At 48.5% G+C, this 19,099-nt stretch carries 16 protein-coding genes and 2 pseudogenes; 8 read left to right on the plus strand and 10 right to left on the minus strand.

Annotated features, from left to right (window positions below; all coding sequences use genetic code 11):
- Positions 1 to 106: 106 nt before the first annotated feature.
- The 3 genes from H6G00_RS03125 to moaD form a co-directional block, all read right to left on the minus strand.
- Entirely contained in the window at positions 107 to 1,639 is a 1,533-nt protein-coding gene (locus H6G00_RS03125; protein ID WP_190795595.1) for a carotenoid oxygenase family protein, read from the minus strand.
- Positions 1,640 to 1,658: 19 nt separating this feature from the next.
- On the minus strand, positions 1,659 to 3,122 hold the full coding sequence (locus H6G00_RS03130; protein ID WP_190642507.1) for a folate/biopterin family MFS transporter: 1,464 nt from the start codon (positions 3,120 to 3,122) through the stop codon (positions 1,659 to 1,661).
- A 237-nt stretch (positions 3,123 to 3,359) separates the two neighbouring features.
- A complete protein-coding gene (gene moaD / locus H6G00_RS03135; RefSeq protein WP_190795596.1) occupies positions 3,360 to 3,635 on the minus strand; it encodes a molybdopterin converting factor subunit 1 in 276 nt (91 codons plus the stop codon).
- 351 nt (positions 3,636 to 3,986) lie between these two features.
- On the opposite strand from moaD, the gene H6G00_RS03140 reads away from it, so the two are divergent.
- The gene (locus H6G00_RS03140; protein WP_190795597.1) at positions 3,987 to 5,678 is read left to right on the plus strand and encodes a GAF domain-containing protein; all 1,692 of its coding nucleotides are present in this window, start codon (positions 3,987 to 3,989) and stop codon (positions 5,676 to 5,678) included.
- A gap of 15 nt (positions 5,679 to 5,693) precedes the next feature.
- Here H6G00_RS03140 and H6G00_RS03145 read toward each other — a convergent pair whose 3' ends face one another.
- Both H6G00_RS03145 and H6G00_RS03150 read right to left on the minus strand, forming a co-directional pair.
- Positions 5,694 to 6,443, minus strand: coding sequence for a DUF4079 domain-containing protein (locus H6G00_RS03145; RefSeq protein ID WP_190795598.1), 750 nt, complete (start codon positions 6,441 to 6,443; stop codon positions 5,694 to 5,696).
- 457 nt (positions 6,444 to 6,900) lie between these two features.
- Positions 6,901 to 7,398: a DM13 domain-containing protein gene (locus H6G00_RS03150; RefSeq protein ID WP_190795599.1), complete on the minus strand. Its 498-nt coding sequence runs from the start codon at positions 7,396 to 7,398 to the stop codon at positions 6,901 to 6,903.
- Between the two features lie 469 nt (positions 7,399 to 7,867).
- Here H6G00_RS03150 and H6G00_RS03155 point away from each other — a divergent pair, with 469 nt between their 5' ends.
- Positions 7,868 to 10,174: a cellulose synthase catalytic subunit gene (locus H6G00_RS03155; protein ID WP_190795600.1), complete on the plus strand. Its 2,307-nt coding sequence runs from the start codon at positions 7,868 to 7,870 to the stop codon at positions 10,172 to 10,174.
- 126 nt (positions 10,175 to 10,300) lie between these two features.
- Here the strand turns inward: H6G00_RS03155 and H6G00_RS03160 are convergent, their stop codons facing one another.
- The gene (locus H6G00_RS03160; protein ID WP_190642513.1) at positions 10,301 to 10,507 is read right to left on the minus strand and encodes a hypothetical protein; all 207 of its coding nucleotides are present in this window, start codon (positions 10,505 to 10,507) and stop codon (positions 10,301 to 10,303) included.
- Positions 10,508 to 10,824: 317 nt separating this feature from the next.
- Between H6G00_RS03160 and H6G00_RS03165 the strand changes: the two genes are divergently transcribed.
- The 3 genes from H6G00_RS03165 to H6G00_RS03170 all read left to right on the plus strand — a co-directional run bounded on the left by H6G00_RS03165 (position 10,825) and on the right by H6G00_RS03170 (position 12,027).
- Complete coding sequence (locus H6G00_RS03165) at positions 10,825 to 11,022, plus strand: hypothetical protein (protein ID WP_190642514.1); 198 nt, start codon at positions 10,825 to 10,827, stop codon at positions 11,020 to 11,022.
- Positions 11,023 to 11,047: 25 nt separating this feature from the next.
- Positions 11,048 to 11,170 (plus strand): hypothetical protein, encoded by a 123-nt coding sequence (locus H6G00_RS36025; RefSeq protein WP_277881843.1) that lies wholly within the window; start codon positions 11,048 to 11,050, stop codon positions 11,168 to 11,170.
- A gap of 191 nt (positions 11,171 to 11,361) precedes the next feature.
- A complete protein-coding gene (locus H6G00_RS03170; RefSeq protein WP_190642555.1) occupies positions 11,362 to 12,027 on the plus strand; it encodes a serine/threonine protein kinase in 666 nt (221 codons plus the stop codon).
- A gap of 110 nt (positions 12,028 to 12,137) precedes the next feature.
- Here the strand turns inward: H6G00_RS03170 and H6G00_RS03175 are convergent, their stop codons facing one another.
- The 4 genes from H6G00_RS03175 to H6G00_RS03190 are packed head-to-tail and all read right to left on the minus strand — an operon-like array spanning position 12,138 to position 15,218.
- On the minus strand, positions 12,138 to 12,767 hold the full coding sequence (locus H6G00_RS03175) for an NADPH-dependent F420 reductase (RefSeq protein WP_190795601.1): 630 nt from the start codon (positions 12,765 to 12,767) through the stop codon (positions 12,138 to 12,140).
- Between the two features lie 24 nt (positions 12,768 to 12,791).
- Entirely contained in the window at positions 12,792 to 13,667 is an 876-nt protein-coding gene (locus tag H6G00_RS03180) for an SDR family oxidoreductase (RefSeq protein WP_190795602.1), read from the minus strand.
- 58 nt (positions 13,668 to 13,725) lie between these two features.
- Positions 13,726 to 14,298: an antibiotic biosynthesis monooxygenase gene (locus H6G00_RS03185; protein WP_190642517.1), complete on the minus strand. Its 573-nt coding sequence runs from the start codon at positions 14,296 to 14,298 to the stop codon at positions 13,726 to 13,728.
- 5 nt (positions 14,299 to 14,303) lie between these two features.
- On the minus strand, positions 14,304 to 15,218 hold the full coding sequence (locus tag H6G00_RS03190) for a gluconolactonase (protein ID WP_190642518.1): 915 nt from the start codon (positions 15,216 to 15,218) through the stop codon (positions 14,304 to 14,306).
- 162 nt (positions 15,219 to 15,380) lie between these two features.
- On the opposite strand from H6G00_RS03190, the pseudogene H6G00_RS36500 reads away from it, so the two are divergent.
- The 3 genes and pseudogenes from H6G00_RS36500 to H6G00_RS03205 form a co-directional block, all read left to right on the plus strand.
- Positions 15,381 to 15,677, plus strand: a pseudogene (locus H6G00_RS36500) (helix-turn-helix domain-containing protein); the annotation flags it as partial.
- Positions 15,678 to 16,529: 852 nt separating this feature from the next.
- A pseudogene (locus H6G00_RS36505) lies at positions 16,530 to 17,435 on the plus strand (LysR family transcriptional regulator).
- A 237-nt stretch (positions 17,436 to 17,672) separates the two neighbouring features.
- Positions 17,673 to 18,971: a hypothetical protein gene (locus tag H6G00_RS03205; RefSeq protein ID WP_190795604.1), complete on the plus strand. Its 1,299-nt coding sequence runs from the start codon at positions 17,673 to 17,675 to the stop codon at positions 18,969 to 18,971.
- Positions 18,972 to 19,099 lie beyond the last annotated feature (128 nt).

The following is a 19,099-nucleotide window of genomic DNA, read 5'->3' on the forward strand; positions in this document are numbered from 1 at the left end:
TCTGGCTTTTAAGAATTGTTTCCTTTAGACGTTCCTTACTTGACGAATTCCACCAGTAGTATACGGGATTTTCCCTTTAGTCACCCCCGCCCGAAGGCTGAGGCTATCAGAGAAAACAAGTTGATGTAAAGCTACCATGAAGTCCGTAGGGAATATGATGCTTTAACTGCAGTCGAGCCACAGGTTCCTTTGTCAAATCTTTAGCATCCAAAATGACCAACTCAGAGCGCTCCATCTTCGCGTCGTAGACCAGTGTAAGCACCCATCCCCGATCTTCATCGTCTAATGCTTTACCATTTGCCTCAAATTGTTCGGTCGCAGCCGTAGCGGGTGGGCGAGGCACAAAGATGGGTTCGCCGACATAGCCGTGCGGTGCAGCGCTCCATACTTGCCGCTTACCTGAAACCATATCTATTTTGAGAATTGCCTGAAGTGGCGCGTTGCCCTCAGCAGCATGGGCAGCGCCAAGATAAACATAGCGGTAGGGACGTCCAACCCGATTAGGATGCACAAAGGGAAATTCGCAGCAGCGGCTTTCGATTGACTGTCGCTCGACCGTATTAGCTTTGAGGTCGAGTCGAAAGCGCCAAAGCTGCCCCGGCTCTAGCTCCTCAAATTTGACCTGACGGTAATCTGCATTTGGCTCGACCGACGGAAGCGCGCCGTAACAAACAGAATCGACGTACAGATAGCCATCCTGCTCAAAGGCATTGGCATGGTGAAACACAAAGCCTGACTGAGTAGACAAAGTCTGCACAGGAGCTGAGCCGTGGCGCGGGATGACAATGATTTGAGTGGGGCGATCGCCCTGAAACTGAATGCATTCCCCCGGACCCCGTAATCCCACCACAAATGGCACTGGATTGAAGTGAACCGGGTTTTGGAAAAAGATGCAGTAGTTTGGCGTAATTGCAAAGTCGTGGATGAAAGCAAAACCCGGAACTGCGTGAGCGTGTTGACGGATTACTTTGCACTGCTCGTCCAGCTCAAAGATGGTAATTGTCGTAGAAAGCCCCGGCTTAATCGAGAAGTTGACTAGGCAGGGTGCACCCCCATCTTCAGCGCAGGATGGGTCAATGCAGGGATGAGCAGCAAAGGCTGAGCCTGGCTTTAACACTCCGTCTAGGTGATCAATTCCGATAGTTTCGAGTGTATGGGGATCAAGTCGGTGCGGTTCTGCGGCTTCCCACAGCGCTAGCAGTTTGCCGCCCCAGTAGATTACCTGAGTATTGGCAATATTTTTCAACCGAAAGTCAAAGGCGTTGGCTAGCCAGCCTCCTGGCTTTTGGGTGCCAAATACACCCCGATAAAGGATTTTTTGTGCCTTTTGTTCTGCTAAAAAGCCTTCGGTTCGAATGAAGCGGTTGCGGAAATGGGCTTTTCCTTGAGAGAAGGCGATCGCACTAATCATGCCGTCGCCATCAAACGGATGCTGCAAGGGTTGCCCACCGACATCCAGCAAGCCCGGACCATTACGAAATAGGGTTCCTTCTAAATCAGGTGGAATTTCTCCTTCAACCTGATCGATCCAGTAGTCAAATTCCTCCCGAAGAGACTCATAACCCTTCTGCCACTCTTCAAGCTGATATGAATTAACTGGAACAGAAGTCGCGTGTTCGTGAAGCTGAAAGCTTTGCATAAATGAAATTGCTCCGTACTCATTCGAGCGCCTCTTCAACGGTTTGAGGCAGATTAGATTGAGAAACTAGCGGAATCAACTGCTTTTTTACGGGATGTAGGTCGGTCGCATCGGCTTCCACTTTGGGAGCTGAAGATGGAGGCAGAGCAACGGTTTCTGATAAATCCATACTTGACTCCTCAGCTTGAGCATTGGGCAGTAACCCCAAAAAGGGTAAAGGCAACAGCGTACTCAGGTTGGTGATGACAACCAACAGCCAGAGACGCTCAAAATTTGTCTCAGTTACGCCCAACCAATGCATCATCACCGCCCCAAACTCATAGGACAGCAGAGCCGCCAGGTTCGTTACAGACATTAACAAAGCAAATAGGGTGGCTTCCACTCCCGGAGGGCATAGACGTGCGGCTAAAACCAGCACTGGCATATAGGCAATTTGACCCATGACCGTCAAAATCAGACTGTCACCCAGGCTGAACCAGCGATCGTCAATACCGATCGCCCGATTTGCATGAGTTACCAACAGCAGCATCGTCATTCCCAGGACGGCGGAGATCACCATCGTCCAGCCAAAAATTACGCGAAAGGGAACAGTCTTGAAAAACCTCTGAAACATCCAGATACCGGCGAGTGAAGCAACACTAGTCACCAGTCGAACCCGTCCCAAAAACTCTGGCTCAAACCCCAGTTCGTTGGTCGTGAAGAAGAAGAAAGCAGATTCAGCCGTCGGTGTAGCCTGCGCCAGGAACAGAAACGCCGTCGGCATCCAAATGGATTTCTGACCAATTGCGCCACGCAACTGCTTTACCTGCTGCCGGACTGCCGACCATTCGGAGGTGTGGTCAACTCTTGACTCCGCAATTAATCCAGCAACTAAGGAGACGATCAGTGGAAAGGTCGCTGTGATAATGAAGACGGTATGAGTGCTGAAGTGTTGTAACAAAAAGCCGCTAAAATAAGCCGTCATTAGCCCGCCCAAGGCGGACGCTCCCCAGCAAACGGATTGCAGCGAACCCGCTTTGGCAAGATCTTCTGCACGGGCACGCTCGACCACGAGGGAGTCTACAATTACGTCGCTGACCGCTACAGAAAGGGAGCTAAGGGCGATCGCCACAGTCGCTGTCAGAGCCGAATGAGCGAAGAATGCTAGTCCCAACCAGGAGGCGGTTCCTAACAGTCCAGAGAGAATTAGATAAGGACGACGACGGTAGCCAAACAGTGGCAAGCCATCTGAAACGAAGCCAAATACTGGTTTGATAATCCAGGGCAGGGCTGCAACCCCCATCAAGGCAGATACTTCTGCTGGACTCAGCCCCAACTCATCTTTTAGAAAGAAGCTAATTGCCAACCGCGCTAACCCAAGGATGCCTTGTACGAAGTAAACCAGCAGAATCGCGACCAGTTCTGGGCTGGGTTCGTTACCAAACAGCACCTTTTCGGTCAGAGATGCCTTGACTTTAGCTAAGTTGGGGGAGAGTGCAACCATTCACGCCTGGGTTTGTTAAGAAACATCAACGATTGCCTACTATGATAACGGTTTGCAACTGAGTGTCTACCTTTATCAAGTTGGGCAAGTTTTATCCAGGCTACCCAAACTAGCCCAAGACAGAACGTTTAGCTTCTAACGCGAAACCGTCCAGTTTTTTCAGGAGCAACTGCTAGTACAACGGGAACTTCCTGTAAGTTTGTCAAGATTCTGGGATTCGCCAGAATCTTGCTTGATTCATCCACCGCTAACTGGCGGAATGAGTACTACTTCATCTCCGGAGTGTAGAACGGCATCTGCTTCAACGAACTGGAGATTGATCCCAAAGCGAGTGAGGTCGCGCCATTGGGCAAGCTCTGGATGCTCGCTAATGAGGCGATCGCGCACTTCTGCCACCGTTGTCCCAACGGGAACTTCTAGCGTTAGTTCTGGCACACCATACGCTTCCTGGTAGGCGGCGAAAAGCTTAACGGTAATGGCGATCGCAGACTGAGATAGGGCAGTATCAGACATACTATTCTGTCGTTACTTTTAGGACTAAGAACCGTTGTGCTAGAAGTTAGCTGTTTTCTTCAGCCGCTTGTCTAAATGAATCCAGGCTCTAGTTGGCAATGCTAGTCCATTTTGCTCAATAGCTGTAATGTCCATAGAGCTTGGAGCATTGCTTGCGAACGAAACGCAATCCTGGCGATCGCTCAAAACTGATTCCTTGATGCTACTGTCGGGATTTGTTTACGCTTATGATTCTTTTTGTCTATACTTCAATTCGAGAATGTAAGCAGGCATAAAGGTTTTGGCGAACCGCATCTACCAGAAAGCAGCAGCTACACCCAAAACTGATCCCTGGATTTGAGTAGGTTTAACATGAACCTTGACCAATTGGAGCAATTGAGAGATTGCTGTCGTGACGAAGCAGCCTTTGGAAAAATGTTACAAGTCTTGGCAGCAGAGTTTGGGCAGTCTCAAGTTGATCAGCAAAAGGCGCTGTTTCGGGTCATTGCCAAAATTCGAGAATCTCTAGATTTAGGTACCATCTTTAAGTCAGCGGCGACTGAAGTGCGTGAGTTGCTGGATGCCTGTCGCGTCGGTGTGTTTCGGTTTGACCCAGACTCTAATTGGAACAAAGGCGAATTTGTCTCAGAGTCCGTACTACCGGAGTTTGAATCGCTTTTGTCTACCCAAATTCACGATCATCACCTTGACGAACAGCTTGCTACTGAGTACGACAAAGGCTATGTCCAGGTGATAGAAGATACCTCTAGTGTCTGGACAGATGGACGCTACACCATTGCACTAGAGAAACTACAAATCAGAGCCAGTCTGGTTGCGCCATTGCTTCAGGGCGATCGCCTCTGGGGGCTATTATGCATTCACCAGTGCATTGGTCCGCGACGCTGGCAGGCTTCGGAGATTGAATTTGTGACTCAGATTGCAGCACAGTTGGGAGTTGCGATTCAGCAGGCAGAGTTTTTGGCGCAGACGCAGCATCAGTCTGAGGCGTTGGCCCAGGCGCTAGAAGATTTGCAAAAGACGCAAACGCAGCTGATTCAAAATGAAAAGATGTCTAGTCTGGGGCAACTGGTTGCAGGCGTTGCCCATGAAATCAACAATCCGGTGAATTTCATCTATGGCAACTTGATTTATGCCAGCCAATATACTCAGGATTTGCTCGATCTGATTGCACTCTACCGCAAACATTACCCAGAAACTCACCCTGAAATTGGCGATCGCACCAACCTGATCGATCTAGATTTTCTGGTCGAAGATCTGCCTCGAATGCTGACCTCGATGCAAATTGGAGCCGATCGCATCCGTCAAATCGTGCTGTCACTAAGAAATTTTTCGCGGCTCGATGAAGCATCCGTCAAACTCGTCGATATCCATGAAGGAATTGACAGCACCTTGCTGATTTTGCAATACCGGCTCAAGGCAAAAACCGGAACTACTGGCATTAAGGTGATTAAAAAATATGGTGATTTACCGTTGGTTGAATGCTTCCCCAGCCAGCTCAATCAGGTATTCATGAATATTTTGAGCAATGCGATCGACGCGCTATATGAATCTGGGAGTCCTCTGAATCGTTCCGTTCAGGAGCCGATCGCCAACCTAGCCTCAGAAAAATCAGCCTCAGAAAATTCAGCCTCAGAAAATCACGCAGCCGAAACCTCACTTGACGGACTTGCTAACTTAGCTCTGTCAAATTCTCCTCGGTGCAACCAGATCACAATTACCACAGCAGTGGCACACGGTTACCCAGATGACATTCCGCGTGCCATTATCTGTATTGCTGACAATGGACCAGGAATGCCCGAAGCCGTTCGAGCAGAGATTTTTCACTCCTTCTATACAACCAAGCCCATTGGCAAAGGTACTGGACTGGGGCTATCTATCAGCTACCAAATTGTTACAGAACGGCACAACGGCACCCTCTGCTGCATGTCACAAGTTGGACAGGGCACAGAGTTTCGGATTGAAATTCCCGTCCAACAGATTAAGCAGTATTCAGAGAAGCCAAACCTAACTTCTCGCCCAAGCTTTTTCTCAGATAAAGATTAACCCAACTCAACTGCATTAGGCGGCAGGTGTAGGAGCTTGAGGAATCTGAGACGCAGGCGGGGGGGCAGGAGCCGGGCAGGTCAGGTTGTCAAAATCGCAGCTATAGATGTAAGGTTCCTGCCAACTCAGCGGAATTTCTAATAAATCTCGCGTCCCAGTCATTGCCTGTCCGGCAAACAAAAGTAGCGCAATGCAGTTTAGCACTGTGTGAACAACACGCCAGCGATTGGAACGATCTTTATAAATATCTTGGACGATCGCCAGCGAAAAAATCATCAGCAGTGCTGCACTAATGCCGATGTAATAGTGAGAAGCGTACCATTCGTTAGTGCGGCGAAAGACCTCGGGTTGACAGCCCAAAATGACTAAACCTGCTCCAGCTAGTGTCGCAAAAATACCGCGCCAGAGTGGAGTTCTTGCTCGATAAAGCAACACCAGAGAGGCGATCGTGCCAATAAACATGGCAATCACAAAGATGACTCGAAACTGTTCTTGCGTCCAGGTTTGGTTTGCCAAAAACTTTGAAAAGATAGGGAATGCCAGACCCAGCAGCGCTACGCCAACCACTGCTCCGGTGAGCCAACGACCCAGATCTAGATGTTCCTTACCCACCACTGGAGGAATTTTGCTTTTGCCGCCTTCTTTAGCCTGAAGCCGTCGTTGTCGAGTTTGCCAGGCGAAGTTGACGACCATACCAATTAGCGGAAAGACAAAGAAAACGGCGATCGCCGGATGGATTAATGCCCAAAAATCTTTAACTCCCATTAGAAACTCTCCATAACAGCACAAATTTTAAGCACAAACTAATACCAAACCCTGCCAGATAAGCACGACTCTGTACGGGTAGGTTTACTAGACAAAACCCGGATGGAGCCAAGGTTCAACAGCGAAACCTGCTCCTACGGAAACTACGGTTAGTTACCCAGATCTGGATATAAAACCTCGCTTCAGAATTAAAGTCTTTATACAAGATGCACCTTCAGATAGCTCAAAACATTGCAGATTAGAAATGAATTGCTTAGGGAAACCTCCTCAGTCAATTCATTTCTAAATCTGCAATGAGATGAATTCTAGCCAAGCAACATTTCAGGTAAACAGGCTATTATCCTACAACTTGTGATTCCAGAAGGGTGTTAATCAGTAAACAAATTTATGAGAAGGGTTGTGAGTTGGGGATTAGGTAATGATTACTTCCAATCTCTACTCTCCAATCCTTAATTCCCTAGTTCCCCAGCGTTGCATAACCAAAAGTCGCGTTAAACATTCGACACCAGATGACAGCAGAGTTAAAGTCATCCAGGTTCACGTCCGCAGGAATGGCATAGCGTTGGTTTCCTGCAGTGCTTTGCAGCGGGGCGAGCGTGACGTAGTCCTGTTCCTGGATGCCGCTAACGGGAGGTTCACCAGCCCGATGGAGAATTACATATAGATCAGGGCCGCTGTCGCTACGAAATGTTTCGTCGAACTCTAAGTAGCGATCGCCATTTTCAGTCACAATCTGTACCATTCCCTCTAGTGGATGCTCCGCAGCAACAAAAGTTCCAGTTTTTGTTGCGGTAGCCTGAGCAATCTGAATTGGACTAGCCTCAGCAGTGATAGGCAACGATTTAACCTGTGCTGCTAGAGATGGGGCGGCAGTTTGAGTATCAGCCTGAGCGTTTGTGCCAGCTAAAACCAGGAGAGAAACGACGCCAAACGAAACCAGAGCAATCAATTTCATGACTGTACAATTCCTTATCAACAACTCAACACACTGTAGGGTTTCATCATCAGTAGAGAATGATTGCGGGCTGAGAATTTAGGCATCAACTCCTACAGTCCCACTCATTCAATTCTCAGTCACTTTTAATCTAAGGTGACTAAAGAATAGACTTCCTGCATGAATTACTTTTTGAAGCGTGAATGGTAGCGCAGCTGCACCGCGTTACCATTCACGCAGGAGACATCATGAGCGCGATCGCGCTCACAACCCCAAACGACAATCTATTTGCAAAGCAGATCTAATTTAGGATGTTACCTTTCAAAAACTAAACCACTAAAATCAGACCGGAAGGTTATAGATAGATTAAATGCCGACCTAGACGCAAAACACTGTTTGTTCTGCGTATATATAAAAAGACCGTGAAAGACCGCTATTCAGGTAGGACATTTATGTCAATCCAGCTATGCATCGGTAGGAGACGGCAGCCATGACAACTTCGCAATTGGGTAAGACGGAGTTAGATCAGCACAAACCTTCACGGTTTATGCGACCGCAAACAGCAACCTTGGCAATGCTGAGCTTGATTGGAATTGCCAGTGTGGTGGTGGGTGGGTGGTTTGCTGGTCAGGGCACCATCAATCGCATCTTTGATCAACTCGAACTTCTACAGGAAAATCCGCCACTCTGGTTAGAAGTGCCTATGGTGACTGGAGAGTATCTGCTGTTTCCTACGGTGGCGCTGCTGTTGCTGGTGCTGGTGGTGATGAAGGTGTCTCCCCAACCGCGTACCTGGTCGAGATTAGTTGTGGTTGGCATTTTGATTGCGCTGACGCTGCGCTATCTGGCTTGGCGATCGCTCTCCACCCTCAATCTCTCTGACCCGCTCAATGGCGTATTTAGCCTGGGTTTGTTTCTCCTAGAACTGCTGATGCTAAGCAACGGCACGATTCAGCTTTTTCTGATGTTACGAGTGCGCGATCGCCGTCGAGAAGCCGACGTGCTGTCGATGGATGTGCTGAATCAGAAATTTACGCCCACCGTAGACATTTTTATTCCTACGTACAATGAGCCGACGTTTATTTTGCAGCGCACGGTGATGGGCTGTCAGGCGATCGAGTATGCCAACAAAACCATTTACTTGCTCGACGATACTCGTCGCCCCGAAGTTCAAGCACTAGCTGAGGAATTGGGCTGCCACTACATGACCCGACCCGATAACCGTCATGCCAAGGCGGGGAACCTGAACCATGCGATCGCCCAAACCCAGGGAGAACTGCTCGTCGTCTTTGATGCCGACTTTGTGCCTACCAAAAACTTTCTCACCCGCACCGTGGGCTTCTTTCAAGACCCGCAGATTGCCCTGGTGCAAACTCCTCAAACCTTCTACAACCCTGACCCGATCGCCCGCAACCTGGGTTTGGAAAATGTATTAACCCCAGAAGAAGAAGTCTTTTATCGTCAAATTCAGCCAATTCGGGACGGGGCAGGCAGCGTCATCTGCTCTGGCACTTCCTTTGTCGTGCGACGCAGCGCTTTAGAACAAATGGGGGGCTTTGTCACCGACTCCCTCAGCGAAGACTACTTCACTGGAATTCGACTGTCGGCTCAAGGCTATCGGCTGATTTATCTCGACGAAAAGTTGAGTGCAGGGCTAGCCGCAGAAAACATTGCTGCTCAGGCAGTTCAGCGACTTCGTTGGGCACGAGGAACGCTCCAGGCTTTCTTCATTAAAGCCAATCCACTGACTATTCCTGGACTCACCCCGCTTCAGCGATTGGCCCACCTGGAAGGCTTACTCCACTGGTTTACCAGCATCTCGCGAGTTGGATTCCTAGTTATGCCGCTGGCTTACTCCTTTTTGGGTGTGATTCCGCTGCGAGCAACAGCCGCCGAACTGCTCTATTTCTTCTTGCCTTACTACATTGTGCAGTTGACGGTGTTTTCCTGGCTCAACTACCGCTCTCGCTCAGCCCTGTTATCAGATATCTATTCGCTGGTCCTGTGCTTTCCGCTGGCGCTGACGGTGATTCAGGCGATGCTCAATCCATTCTCGAAGGGCTTTAACGTCACGCCAAAAGGTACTGCCAGCGATCGCTACACCTTTAACTGGGGACTGGCGGCCCCGCTCATTGCCCTATTTATTGCAACAGCAGTGAGTCTTTGGGTCAACCTGGGGATTTGTATGATCAAAGGCGCATGGCAGCAAACCGTGCCGCCAGAAGTCGCCGAACAGGTTAAGGGAATTGGCTTAGGCTGGATCTGGAGTGGCTACAACCTGATCATGTTAGGCATTGCGCTACTGATTTTGCTGGATGTACCGCGACCGAACCTTTACGAATGGTTTGACCTGCGCCGCACGGTACGTCTGACCATTGGTGATTACCCTAAAGGGGGAACTGTTTCGCATCGCACCTTTTGGGGTGTCACCACCATGATGTCTGAAGTCGGAGCAGAAGTAGCCCTCACCCAATCTGGCTTTCCGGCAATTCCTCTAGGTGAATCTCTACCCATCACACTAGAAATCATGGAAGAAGGAGTCACCTTACAGGGACAAGCAACCCGCACGGGACTTAGAGATGAGTTTCCCACTGCACGAATTAGCTTTGAACAAGTGAGCTTAAACCAGCAGCGATCGCTCGTCGAAATGCTGTTTTGCCGTCCCGGTCAATGGAAAACTCACTATACGCCTGGTGAGTTTGCTTCATTCCTGCTGCTGTTTAAAATCTTATTTAGACCGCGTGTATTGTTTGACCGAAACATCGATGTGAGTGCGGTAGCGGTTGCTAAGGGATAAGCAACGAAATAGCAAAGTCAACAGTTCGCTAATAATAGGAAAGCTATTGCAGCAGCCTGTAATAGCTTTCCTATTGTTGGTGAGTGAATCAATAGCGTTTTAATCACGTTATGGTGTGGGCTTTGATTACACCATGACGCGGTTGAGAACACACATGACTTTATCAGAATGATGGGGAACCGGAATCGGTTTACTCCACGCGCCTGCTTCAGCAACGCCAAGTGTGTGTTGCCTGAGAATGTAAGCTTTTACGTTGTCTTCAGTCCCAATCACCAACGTGGTGAGAATGCGCGGATCGGGGTTGATTTGAATCAGAGAAGCATTATCAGTCATAGCAATCTAAAACTTCAGGTTGAGGGACTAGGAGCTAGAGTCTGAGAACTAGGGCAGATTACCTCTGACCTCAAGTCCCCAGCCCCTAACTCCTGAGATTTGTCTCCTAAAACCAAAGCCACCCTGCTGCTTTTTTGCCATAGCAAAGTCAGGGTGGCTAGTGGAGTGATAAACTGCCCTCTAGCCCTCCGAACTGTTACCGCAGTTTTGAGGGTTAGTCGCCTGGGGCTGGTGCAAACAGTCTCAGGTGACGCTTTGATCTCGGATATGTTTTTGTACTGAGGAACCAGACTACTTGAGAATGAAGCTTTTCGCAAGTGGTTCTTGATACAGGTTTACAGGCTTGGACTTCTGATCACAACCTGTGCAGCTTTGATCTCGACATTCCGAGTTCTGAGGTCAAAGCTTCGAGTTCTGAGGTCAAAAATTTAGGCTTTGAAGTCAAGGTTTCAAGCTCTGGGGTTGAGGGGTCAGGGTTGGGAATCGAAGTTTCAACTATCGTAGAAGGGCAATGAAGCCCGCCCGTTCAAAGTGCCTGTCATGAGCCAAGGCTTCAAGAATATTTGTGCCCAAGTTGGGAAGCGATCGCCCTTCCTAACAACGGAGCAAACGATCCAGGTCGAAATCCTATTTGTGCGGCAGGCGGGAATTTCTTCAGATTAAGCATCAGCGCCCCCACAGTTTTTGCTCAACTTGCCTGATGGGATCGATCGCTCATTCTAAAATAAGATGCGAGGGAACTAGAGGCTTGCTTATTATTTTATTGGTAGGTTTAGTGAAATTAAGCGATCGCCTGATTTTTGTTTACTGATTGCCTGGGTTGGGCGATCGCCATCAATGTCGTGGATAAACGTATGAACCCATTCATCGACAAGATCTACCAGGAATTGCTCCCGGAGGTGCGGATTGAGAGCATTGATCCACACAACCCCGTAGTGATTCGCCATGTTCCTGCTCCCTGGCAGCGACTCGGAGCCGGAAACTATGCCGCAGTGTTCTACCATCCTGACTATCCCAATCAGGTGGTAAAAATTTATGCCCCTGGACGACCTGGGTTTGAGGAAGAGCGAGAAGTCTACCGTCGCCTGGGTTCCCATCCCGCTTTTTCAGAATGTTTTTATGCCGAAAAGAACTTTTTAGTTCTCAAACGCTTATATGGGGTAACGCTTTACGACTGCATGAACCGGGGTTTGCGAATTCCAGAACAGGTGATTAAAGACATTGATAAGGCATTAGAGTATGCGCGCGATCGCGGACTTTATCCCCACGACGTTCACGGACGCAATGTAATGATGCTTGACGGCAGAGGTTTAGTCGTTGATATCTCAGATTTCCTGCATCAAGAGGACTGTTCAGCCTGGAATAATCTCAAGAAAGCCTATTACTGGTTTTATCTACCTGTTCTCTCACGATTGCGGCTGCGAGTACCCTATTTTGTCCTGGATTTGGTTCGTGCAGGCTACCGTCTCTTCCGCCGCATCACACGTCTGAGGCTACGGAGTAGTCCTAAGTCCCAATAGGCATAGGGCGCAGCATTCGGCAAACAGACTCTGGAATAGATCGAGAATTTCTGCCCGAATGCTACGCCCTGCGAACGCTACGCCTCATAGAGAAATGCGATCGCATCACCCTAACGCTGCAAGAGCTTCATTGCCACCTGTCCCATTTGCTGAGCGTAAGCAAGCTGGACTAATAGCATTCCAGCAGGCTCAACATAGCGAGCATTTCGCAGTGGGCCAGCATCAATGGGTTCAACTTCTGTTTCGCGCAGCAGGTCAGCCACGATCGCCTTTGCTTCTGCATCATCGCCACAGTAAAACACAGTTGGAGTCTGTCCATTAAATTGCGTAGAAGGAGAAAGCAGTACTTCTGCAAATAGAGGCATTGATTCTACCAGACGGGCGTTTGGTGCAAGTTTGGCGATCTCTTCTGCCGCAGAAGTAGTGGTGCCAACTGCCAATCCACTCATGTCAGGCAAGAGCGCATTTACACAGCTAAATAAAATCTTGCCGTCCAGCGAACCTGCCTGCTGAAGTGCATCCTCAACCGCTGCCCAGGCTACCGATAGCACCACTACATCGGCAAACTGCACCGCTTCGGCGGGTGTTCCCGTTAATGTTTCCGAACTTACAGATGCAGCGGCGGCTTTGAGTTTTTCTGGATTCCGGGAATAGCTAAACATGAGTTGATGTCCATTTTTTGCCCAAAATTTGCCCATGCCCGTGCCCATATTGCCTGCACCAATAATGCCAATTTTCATTATTTCTTCCTCGTATATCGTTCTTCAGGTTGAAACCGTTGAAAAATCTTGACTGTGGCGGACGTAATCTTGAACAAACGCTGCAAAGGTTGTTGGAGGTCGGTGTAGGAGATGGGCGATCGCCATTGTAATGATCGAGCCTGCTCCAGCGTGCCAACAATCAAACAACTGTGCTTCTGCATCTAGATACCATTCGGGTTCGCCATTAGCAAGACGAGCCGCTTTGAAATTAGCAGGTATCACATTTACATACTGAACGGATCGATTCAATGCTTTCGCAAAATACTCAGCGACTTGATTAAATGAAACAGCTTCCGCACCCGTTAGATCGTAAGTTTGATGTTCATGCCCTGGTTCATTTAAACAAACGGCTGCCACGGCCGCTACATCCCGCGCATCCACATGTGAGATTTTTGAGTCTCCAACAGAGTGATAAAATACCCCTTGTTGAGCAATAGATTGAGCAAACCAGCGCATGTTCTGCATCAGCATATTCGGACGTAAATGAGTCCATGCCATGCCTGATGCTTCCAGATGTTGCTCAATTTGGCGATGCCACTGTTGGAATACACTTGGCAACTCACCAGCATGAAGCACAGAAAGCTTCACCAGATGGCGAACTCCTGCCCGTTTTGCGGCATCGATAAAATGGCACTCTAGCTCAACTTGATGCAGATCATTGGGCATCACCAAAAACGCTTTTTCAATTCCTTGTAATGCTGCATCCAAACTATCTGATTGACTAAAATCTCCTTGAACCAGTTCAATGCCCTGTGCTGCTAGATTTGCGGCTTTAGCTCGATCTCGTACGAGTGCCCTCAACGGCACCTTTTTCTCAACCAAGTGGCTGACCACTTCACCACCAATATTTCCTGTTGCACCTGTCACTAGAATCATCATCACATTCTCCTACTTGTGAACCTGATTAGTTCTACAGTTTCAATCCAGTCGGATTGGGCTAGCGTTTTGGATAAAGCCATCCAGCAAATAGCTTGGTCAGTCGGGGCATAACCCCATAAGTCATGATCGAAACCATAAGCAGAACGACTACCAGAGTTCGCAACAAAGGGGGGAGTGGCAGGAGTAATGGCACCACAAACGTTGTGGCTAAGTTGAGCAGAATGAAAATAGCAATTCCCGAAAGGATGACCATTTTGTAGCGTGGAGGTGGGGGCATTCCGGGTTGAGTGGGTAAGGTAAACCAAGTCTCCAACCCAGTGAGAATGGAAGTTTGCCCTACATCAACGGTGAGTTGACTGGCGCGTTTGAGCAATTGTTGGCGAATCGGTGAAGTCTCCCACTGTTTGAGATGGCTGACGCGATCGAATTTGAACACAATCCGATATTCAGAACTGCTGCTGCCAAAGCGAAATACATTTACGCCGAGATGTCCTTCAAAAGAATGGGCGGCTGCAATCAGATCGGTGAGAACTTGCTCAAAAGCCATTTCACAGCCTGGTTTAACCCGTTGCAGCACATCGACGGTGACTGGTGGATCATCCGCATTGTTGGCGGAATCTATGATATTCAAGCTGATCACTCTCCCAGTTGCAATCCTGGAATTCCCACCTCAAGGCAAACTACCCTTCCAGGCTCAACTCCTGTTGAAGGCGGAAAAGACATGCCGCCGTTGGTGACAACGTAAATGCTGGTGCAAGCTTCTCCCTGCCCAAACGCAAGCGCTGTGCTACCCGTCATGTCTTCTGCGGCTCCAGCAATAATTGTGGCCTCTCCCACGGGTGAAATTCTCACTACGCTGTTATAGATGTGAGTGGTGCCATAGAGATTTCCCTGCTGATCAAAAGCAAAGTCATCCAGATTAATCGGAGCCACAAACACTTCGGGTTTGCCAGGTTGCCCGTTTGCGATGGGGATTTTGACGAGCTGCATTTTCTCTGTGTTGGAGGCATAAAGCACTCCCTCAAAAATCTTTAACCCATTGACCGCTGGAAATTCGCTGTCCGAAGAACTGCGGGCTAAGTGAGGATGCTCAAGCCAGATCTCAGCCTTTTTTTCGGATACTGTGAGTTGCCAAATGGCTCCCCGGTAGGAGTCAGCAATTAGGATGCGATCGCCATCTAAAAGCGTCATGCCATTAAGAAAAACAGCATCTGGTAATGTCACTAAAACACTGGTTTCTCCCTCTGACGAGACATTGTACACAGTGGGAATATTCTGCTCATCCCAGGCACTCAGCAGCAGATTGTCATCCGGCAGAAAGGCTAGTCCCGTTGCTTTACCAGCAATTTGAGCATGGAGAATGGGCGGGTTGTTTGCTTCAATTCGCCAGATGCTACCTTCATAGTGATTAGTGACGAAAAGGGTATTGTTTGCATCAACAGCAATGCTTTCTAAAAAGGTATTAACCGGAAATTCTGCGATCGCCTTTGCTGGAACCGGAGCAGTTGGCGTTTCCGCAAAAATGGGAGGTAATCCCGGTGAGTCAGCCATGCAAATATTTCCTTGTCCACTTTCTAGTATCGCTAAAGACTAGACCAGATTTGCCCAAATTGTTTTGTACTGCGTGTAACTCTCCAATGCTTCTGCACCAGTACCAGTAGTATCATGCACAATTAATTGTTACCAAATGGTTACTAACAGGATTTTGTCACTATGCTCGAAAAACAGTATGGTTGTCCGGTCGAGTTTACGCTGGATAGAATTGGCGGCAAGTGGAAATGTGTGATTCTCTGGTGGTTGCGGCGGGGCACAAAGCGATTTGGTGAACTGATGCAGTTGATGCCAGGAATTAGCCGAAAAGTATTAACCACTCAACTACGTGAACTTGAAGCAGACGGCTTGATTAGTCGTCAAGTGTTTCAGGAAACACCGCCGCGTGTAGAGTATTCGCTGACGGCATACGGCGAGACACTGCGACCGATCACAGAGTTGATGTGTAACTGGGGCAAGGCAAATGCTCCAGAGTTTCAGTTTGGCGTGATGTGTTTGCGTGGATTGCGAATTTTGGCGATCGCCAACTCACTCCTACGCCAACGACTAGAAGCTGAATTAGGTGAGTTGCGCGGCGCAAATTTAACAATCACTTCACTGGCGATCGCCCTCAACACCCTCAACCAGATCCGCCCAGACATTGTGTTGATCGATTTTAGTGTTGACGAGGATTTTAGTCTGCTCCACAATCCACTTAAAACATTAGCTACAGATTCTCAAAAGTCAATTCCAGTAATTGTTTTGACTGCTAATGATCATGAGCGCGATCGCGCTCTTTTGCAAGGGTTTTCACTTCATTTGATGGAGCCAGTGGAGACTTCAGAACTGGTGGGGGCGATCGCCAATTTAACCACGACAGAAGATGCCGAAAGTTACATGGAATGAGCTATTACCGCTGTTCAAGCCACCGCCGCACTTCCGCTTCTGAAACATTGTAAATTCCTTTCCCGGTAGCGGGATCATAAGCACTCCATGAAGCATCCTCAACATGTGTCTTAGAATGCTGGAAGTTCTGCCATGCCTGAACTTCTGGCTTCTTCCCAATTAGTAAATGAATCAGAAATTGCTGGATATTTTTTGACCAACTTTTGGTAGTAACCTGGGGGAAATTAACGGCTGAGTGGTCGGAAGAGTAACACCTTACATCAGACTTAGAATTAGATGGAGAATGATTCACGATCACTGCCTCTCACAAAATATGGTTTCTAATCTCACGTTAGGAATTTAATTTTCTAAGATCAAAATGCTCTCTGTATAGTTGCCATCAGTAAAATCGATGGATAATACCTATGTGTTGTTTTGGTCAGGCGAATGAAACCCAACCCCAAAAATTCATTCACACTGACACAACTGCGAATTTTAATTGCGATCGCTACTTATGGAAGTTTTAGCGAAGCGGCATTGCAGTTAGAGATGTCTCAGTCGTCAGTGAGTAATGCGATCGCCACTCTCGAAACCGAACTCGGAGTCATTTTATTTGGCCGGGGTCGTCAGGGTGCCAGTCTGACACCTGTAGGTGAGCAAGTGTTAGCCTACGCCAAGCAAATGATGCAGCTTCGCGAGGAGATCTATAAAACCGTCAACCTCGCCAAAACGCTTCAGAGCGGGCAAGTTCGCATTACCTCATTTCGCAGCATCACCACTCATGTTTTGTCTGGAGTGATTGCTCAGTTTCGGCAACGGTTTCCCCAGATTGGCGTGACTATTTTAGAACAATGGGACAATCAACACATTGTCAATGCTCTACGCTAGGGGCAGGCGGATATCGGCATCATTGATCATCCACTTGACGGTCAGTTTGACACCTGGGAACTGTTGCAAGATGAGTATGTTGTCCTGTTGCCGTCTTCCTTTCAGGTCAAGGGGACTGGGTTAGATTGGGACGATTTACGCAATTATCCCTTTGTGATGTTTTCAGAAGGCGATCAGCATGACGAAGAGGTTTTTGCTCACTGTTCTGTCTTTGATACATTCTTGAAAGTCGCTTACTGGGTCAAGGCAGATTCCAGCATTGTCAGCATGGTGGCTCAGGGGTTAGGAGCGACCATTATTCCTCGTCTCGCAGCCGAACCTATTCCCAATACCATTCAGGTATTCAGCTTGCCTGTACCGCTATTTCGCATGGTTCGAGTGGCAGTTTTGGCAGATGCTTTGTTTCCACCACCCGTTTTTGCGTTTCTGGAAATGCTCAAAGCTGAGTCCAGGTTCTATAGCTGAATTGCCGCTTTTACTGTGGAATGATCTGCAATGTTGATCGAAATCACCCCCGCTAGCTAAGCAACTATTTATACTTCTGCACATTGGCAAGCCTTCAACATTTTTATTCTTACAGATTGAATTCTTGCAGTTCAAAAACCTTTGCGGTCTGCGAAACAGCCCTCACCAGACTGGTAGAGATCATCAGTAGCCGCCTTCCTTTGGGCAAGCTTAAGGGTAAATTACTTCACTCACCTTATGCCAGTCTTTAAACGTCCGCTCAGCTTCCTGAACCGAAATACTCAGAAAGCTTCAGGATTCACTCCCAATCCCACATCATCGGTACTACAGCCGCCAGCATCCGCGCCACAGCAACCCAAAACCCTCGCTCAGCTAGAGCAGGAAATGGCAGCCGAGGCACAAGTTCTACCGACGCGACCGATGCGGCATTCCCCTAACCCTATCGGGCGGACGTTTAACAAAATCAAATGGACTGTTATTTTGCTTGGTATTCCGGCTGGCATGGTTTGGTTTGTGAACCTGCCTTACCCAATGATTCGCCGTCCTGTAGCAGAGGCTGCTCCTATCTTGCTGCTGCCCAGCTACATCAGCATGGACAACCACTATCGGCAGGCGATCGCTTCTGTAGAGCAAGCCGAACAGCTAATCAACAACCCCACCAGTCCCGCCGATATCGACCTGGGAGAGCAAAAAGTCGAGCAGGCACAAAAAAGCCTCAACGCATTGCCAATTGGATTCCTCAACGACTTTCCAGAATACCGCTACTGGTGGTACGACTGGCGCTTTAGCAGCAGCCGATTCTATGATGCTCGCACCACCGTTGCTCAGTTAGAAGCTGTGGTCTTTCAGGAGAAAAACGCTCAGGTAGCCTTGTTTGATGCGGAGCAGGCACTTAACACAGCGAAACAGCAGTATCAGCAGGCGACTACATCTATTGATAAAGGAGTGGCGATCGCCGCTTGGCAATCTGCCCTCGACCAGCTTGCTGTAATCCCTAGTCAAACTCTTGCAGGTAGAACGGCTCAGCAGAAGTATGTAGCCGCTGAGCGTGATTTTGCGGCGATCGTTGGAGTTGCTGCTGGAAACGAGCGAACAAGCGCCATGATTGAGGCAGCAAGGGGGTTTGCATGGGAGGCTGCAAAAGCCGGACAAAACCCGCCTCACTCGGTCGAGCAATGGTTACAGGTCGAGGCTTTGTGGCAGCAAGCTATTCAGGGACTTGAGCAAGTTCCGAATGATGACCTAGTTGGTTATGCAGAAGCACAGCGGCTTTTGGCAGAGTACAACGCTAACTTAGGTCAAATCCGAGTTCGTCAGGAAAATGAACGGATTTCTGTAGCTGCTCTACAACGTGCAAAAGACCAAATTGCTTGGGTGAATAACTATGTTGATGGAGATATAGGCTACATCGCCAGCGAGTTGCAGTCAATCATTAATGATTTGGAAAAAGTTGAGGAAGGCACAACGGCCTATCTGGAAGCTCAAGAACTGCTACTTCTTGCAAATAACAAGCTTAATCAGCTTCAACCTCAATAGCCCCAACACAGGAAAAGTGATGGCTACATGAGTGAGGAATGGGTAGGGGCGCATCATTCGGCAGCTTATTCTAAGCTTGCAATACAATTCTCGCCCGAATGCTACACCCACACAGAATTTGCATCATC

The organism is Leptolyngbya sp. FACHB-541 (assembly GCF_014695875.1).
GTDB lineage: Bacteria > Cyanobacteriota > Cyanobacteriia > Elainellales > Elainellaceae > JAAUTN01.

Bases quoted from the DNA above. Each gene is read 5' to 3' on its own strand.
- H6G00_RS03140 (WP_190795597.1), top strand. From the start codon at position 3,987: ATGAACCTTGACCAATTGGAGCAATTGAGAGATTGCTGTCGTGACGAA.
- H6G00_RS03125 (WP_190795595.1), bottom strand. From the start codon at position 1,639: ATGCAAAGCTTTCAGCTTCACGAACACGCGACTTCTGTTCCAGTTAAT.
- H6G00_RS03205 (WP_190795604.1), top strand. From the start codon at position 17,673: ATGCCAGTCTTTAAACGTCCGCTCAGCTTCCTGAACCGAAATACTCAG.
- H6G00_RS03170 (WP_190642555.1), top strand. From the start codon at position 11,362: ATGAACCCATTCATCGACAAGATCTACCAGGAATTGCTCCCGGAGGTG.
- moaD (WP_190795596.1), bottom strand. From the start codon at position 3,635: ATGTCTGATACTGCCCTATCTCAGTCTGCGATCGCCATTACCGTTAAG.
- H6G00_RS36025 (WP_277881843.1), top strand. From the start codon at position 11,048: ATGAGCCAAGGCTTCAAGAATATTTGTGCCCAAGTTGGGAAGCGATCG.
- H6G00_RS03180 (WP_190795602.1), bottom strand. From the start codon at position 13,667: ATGATGATTCTAGTGACAGGTGCAACAGGAAATATTGGTGGTGAAGTG.
- H6G00_RS03175 (WP_190795601.1), bottom strand. From the start codon at position 12,767: ATGAAAATTGGCATTATTGGTGCAGGCAATATGGGCACGGGCATGGGC.
- H6G00_RS03130 (WP_190642507.1), bottom strand. From the start codon at position 3,122: ATGGTTGCACTCTCCCCCAACTTAGCTAAAGTCAAGGCATCTCTGACC.
- H6G00_RS03145 (WP_190795598.1), bottom strand. From the start codon at position 6,443: ATGGGAGTTAAAGATTTTTGGGCATTAATCCATCCGGCGATCGCCGTT.
- H6G00_RS03150 (WP_190795599.1), bottom strand. From the start codon at position 7,398: ATGAAATTGATTGCTCTGGTTTCGTTTGGCGTCGTTTCTCTCCTGGTT.
- H6G00_RS03190 (WP_190642518.1), bottom strand. From the start codon at position 15,218: ATGGCTGACTCACCGGGATTACCTCCCATTTTTGCGGAAACGCCAACT.
- H6G00_RS03160 (WP_190642513.1), bottom strand. From the start codon at position 10,507: ATGACTGATAATGCTTCTCTGATTCAAATCAACCCCGATCCGCGCATT.
- H6G00_RS03155 (WP_190795600.1), top strand. From the start codon at position 7,868: ATGACAACTTCGCAATTGGGTAAGACGGAGTTAGATCAGCACAAACCT.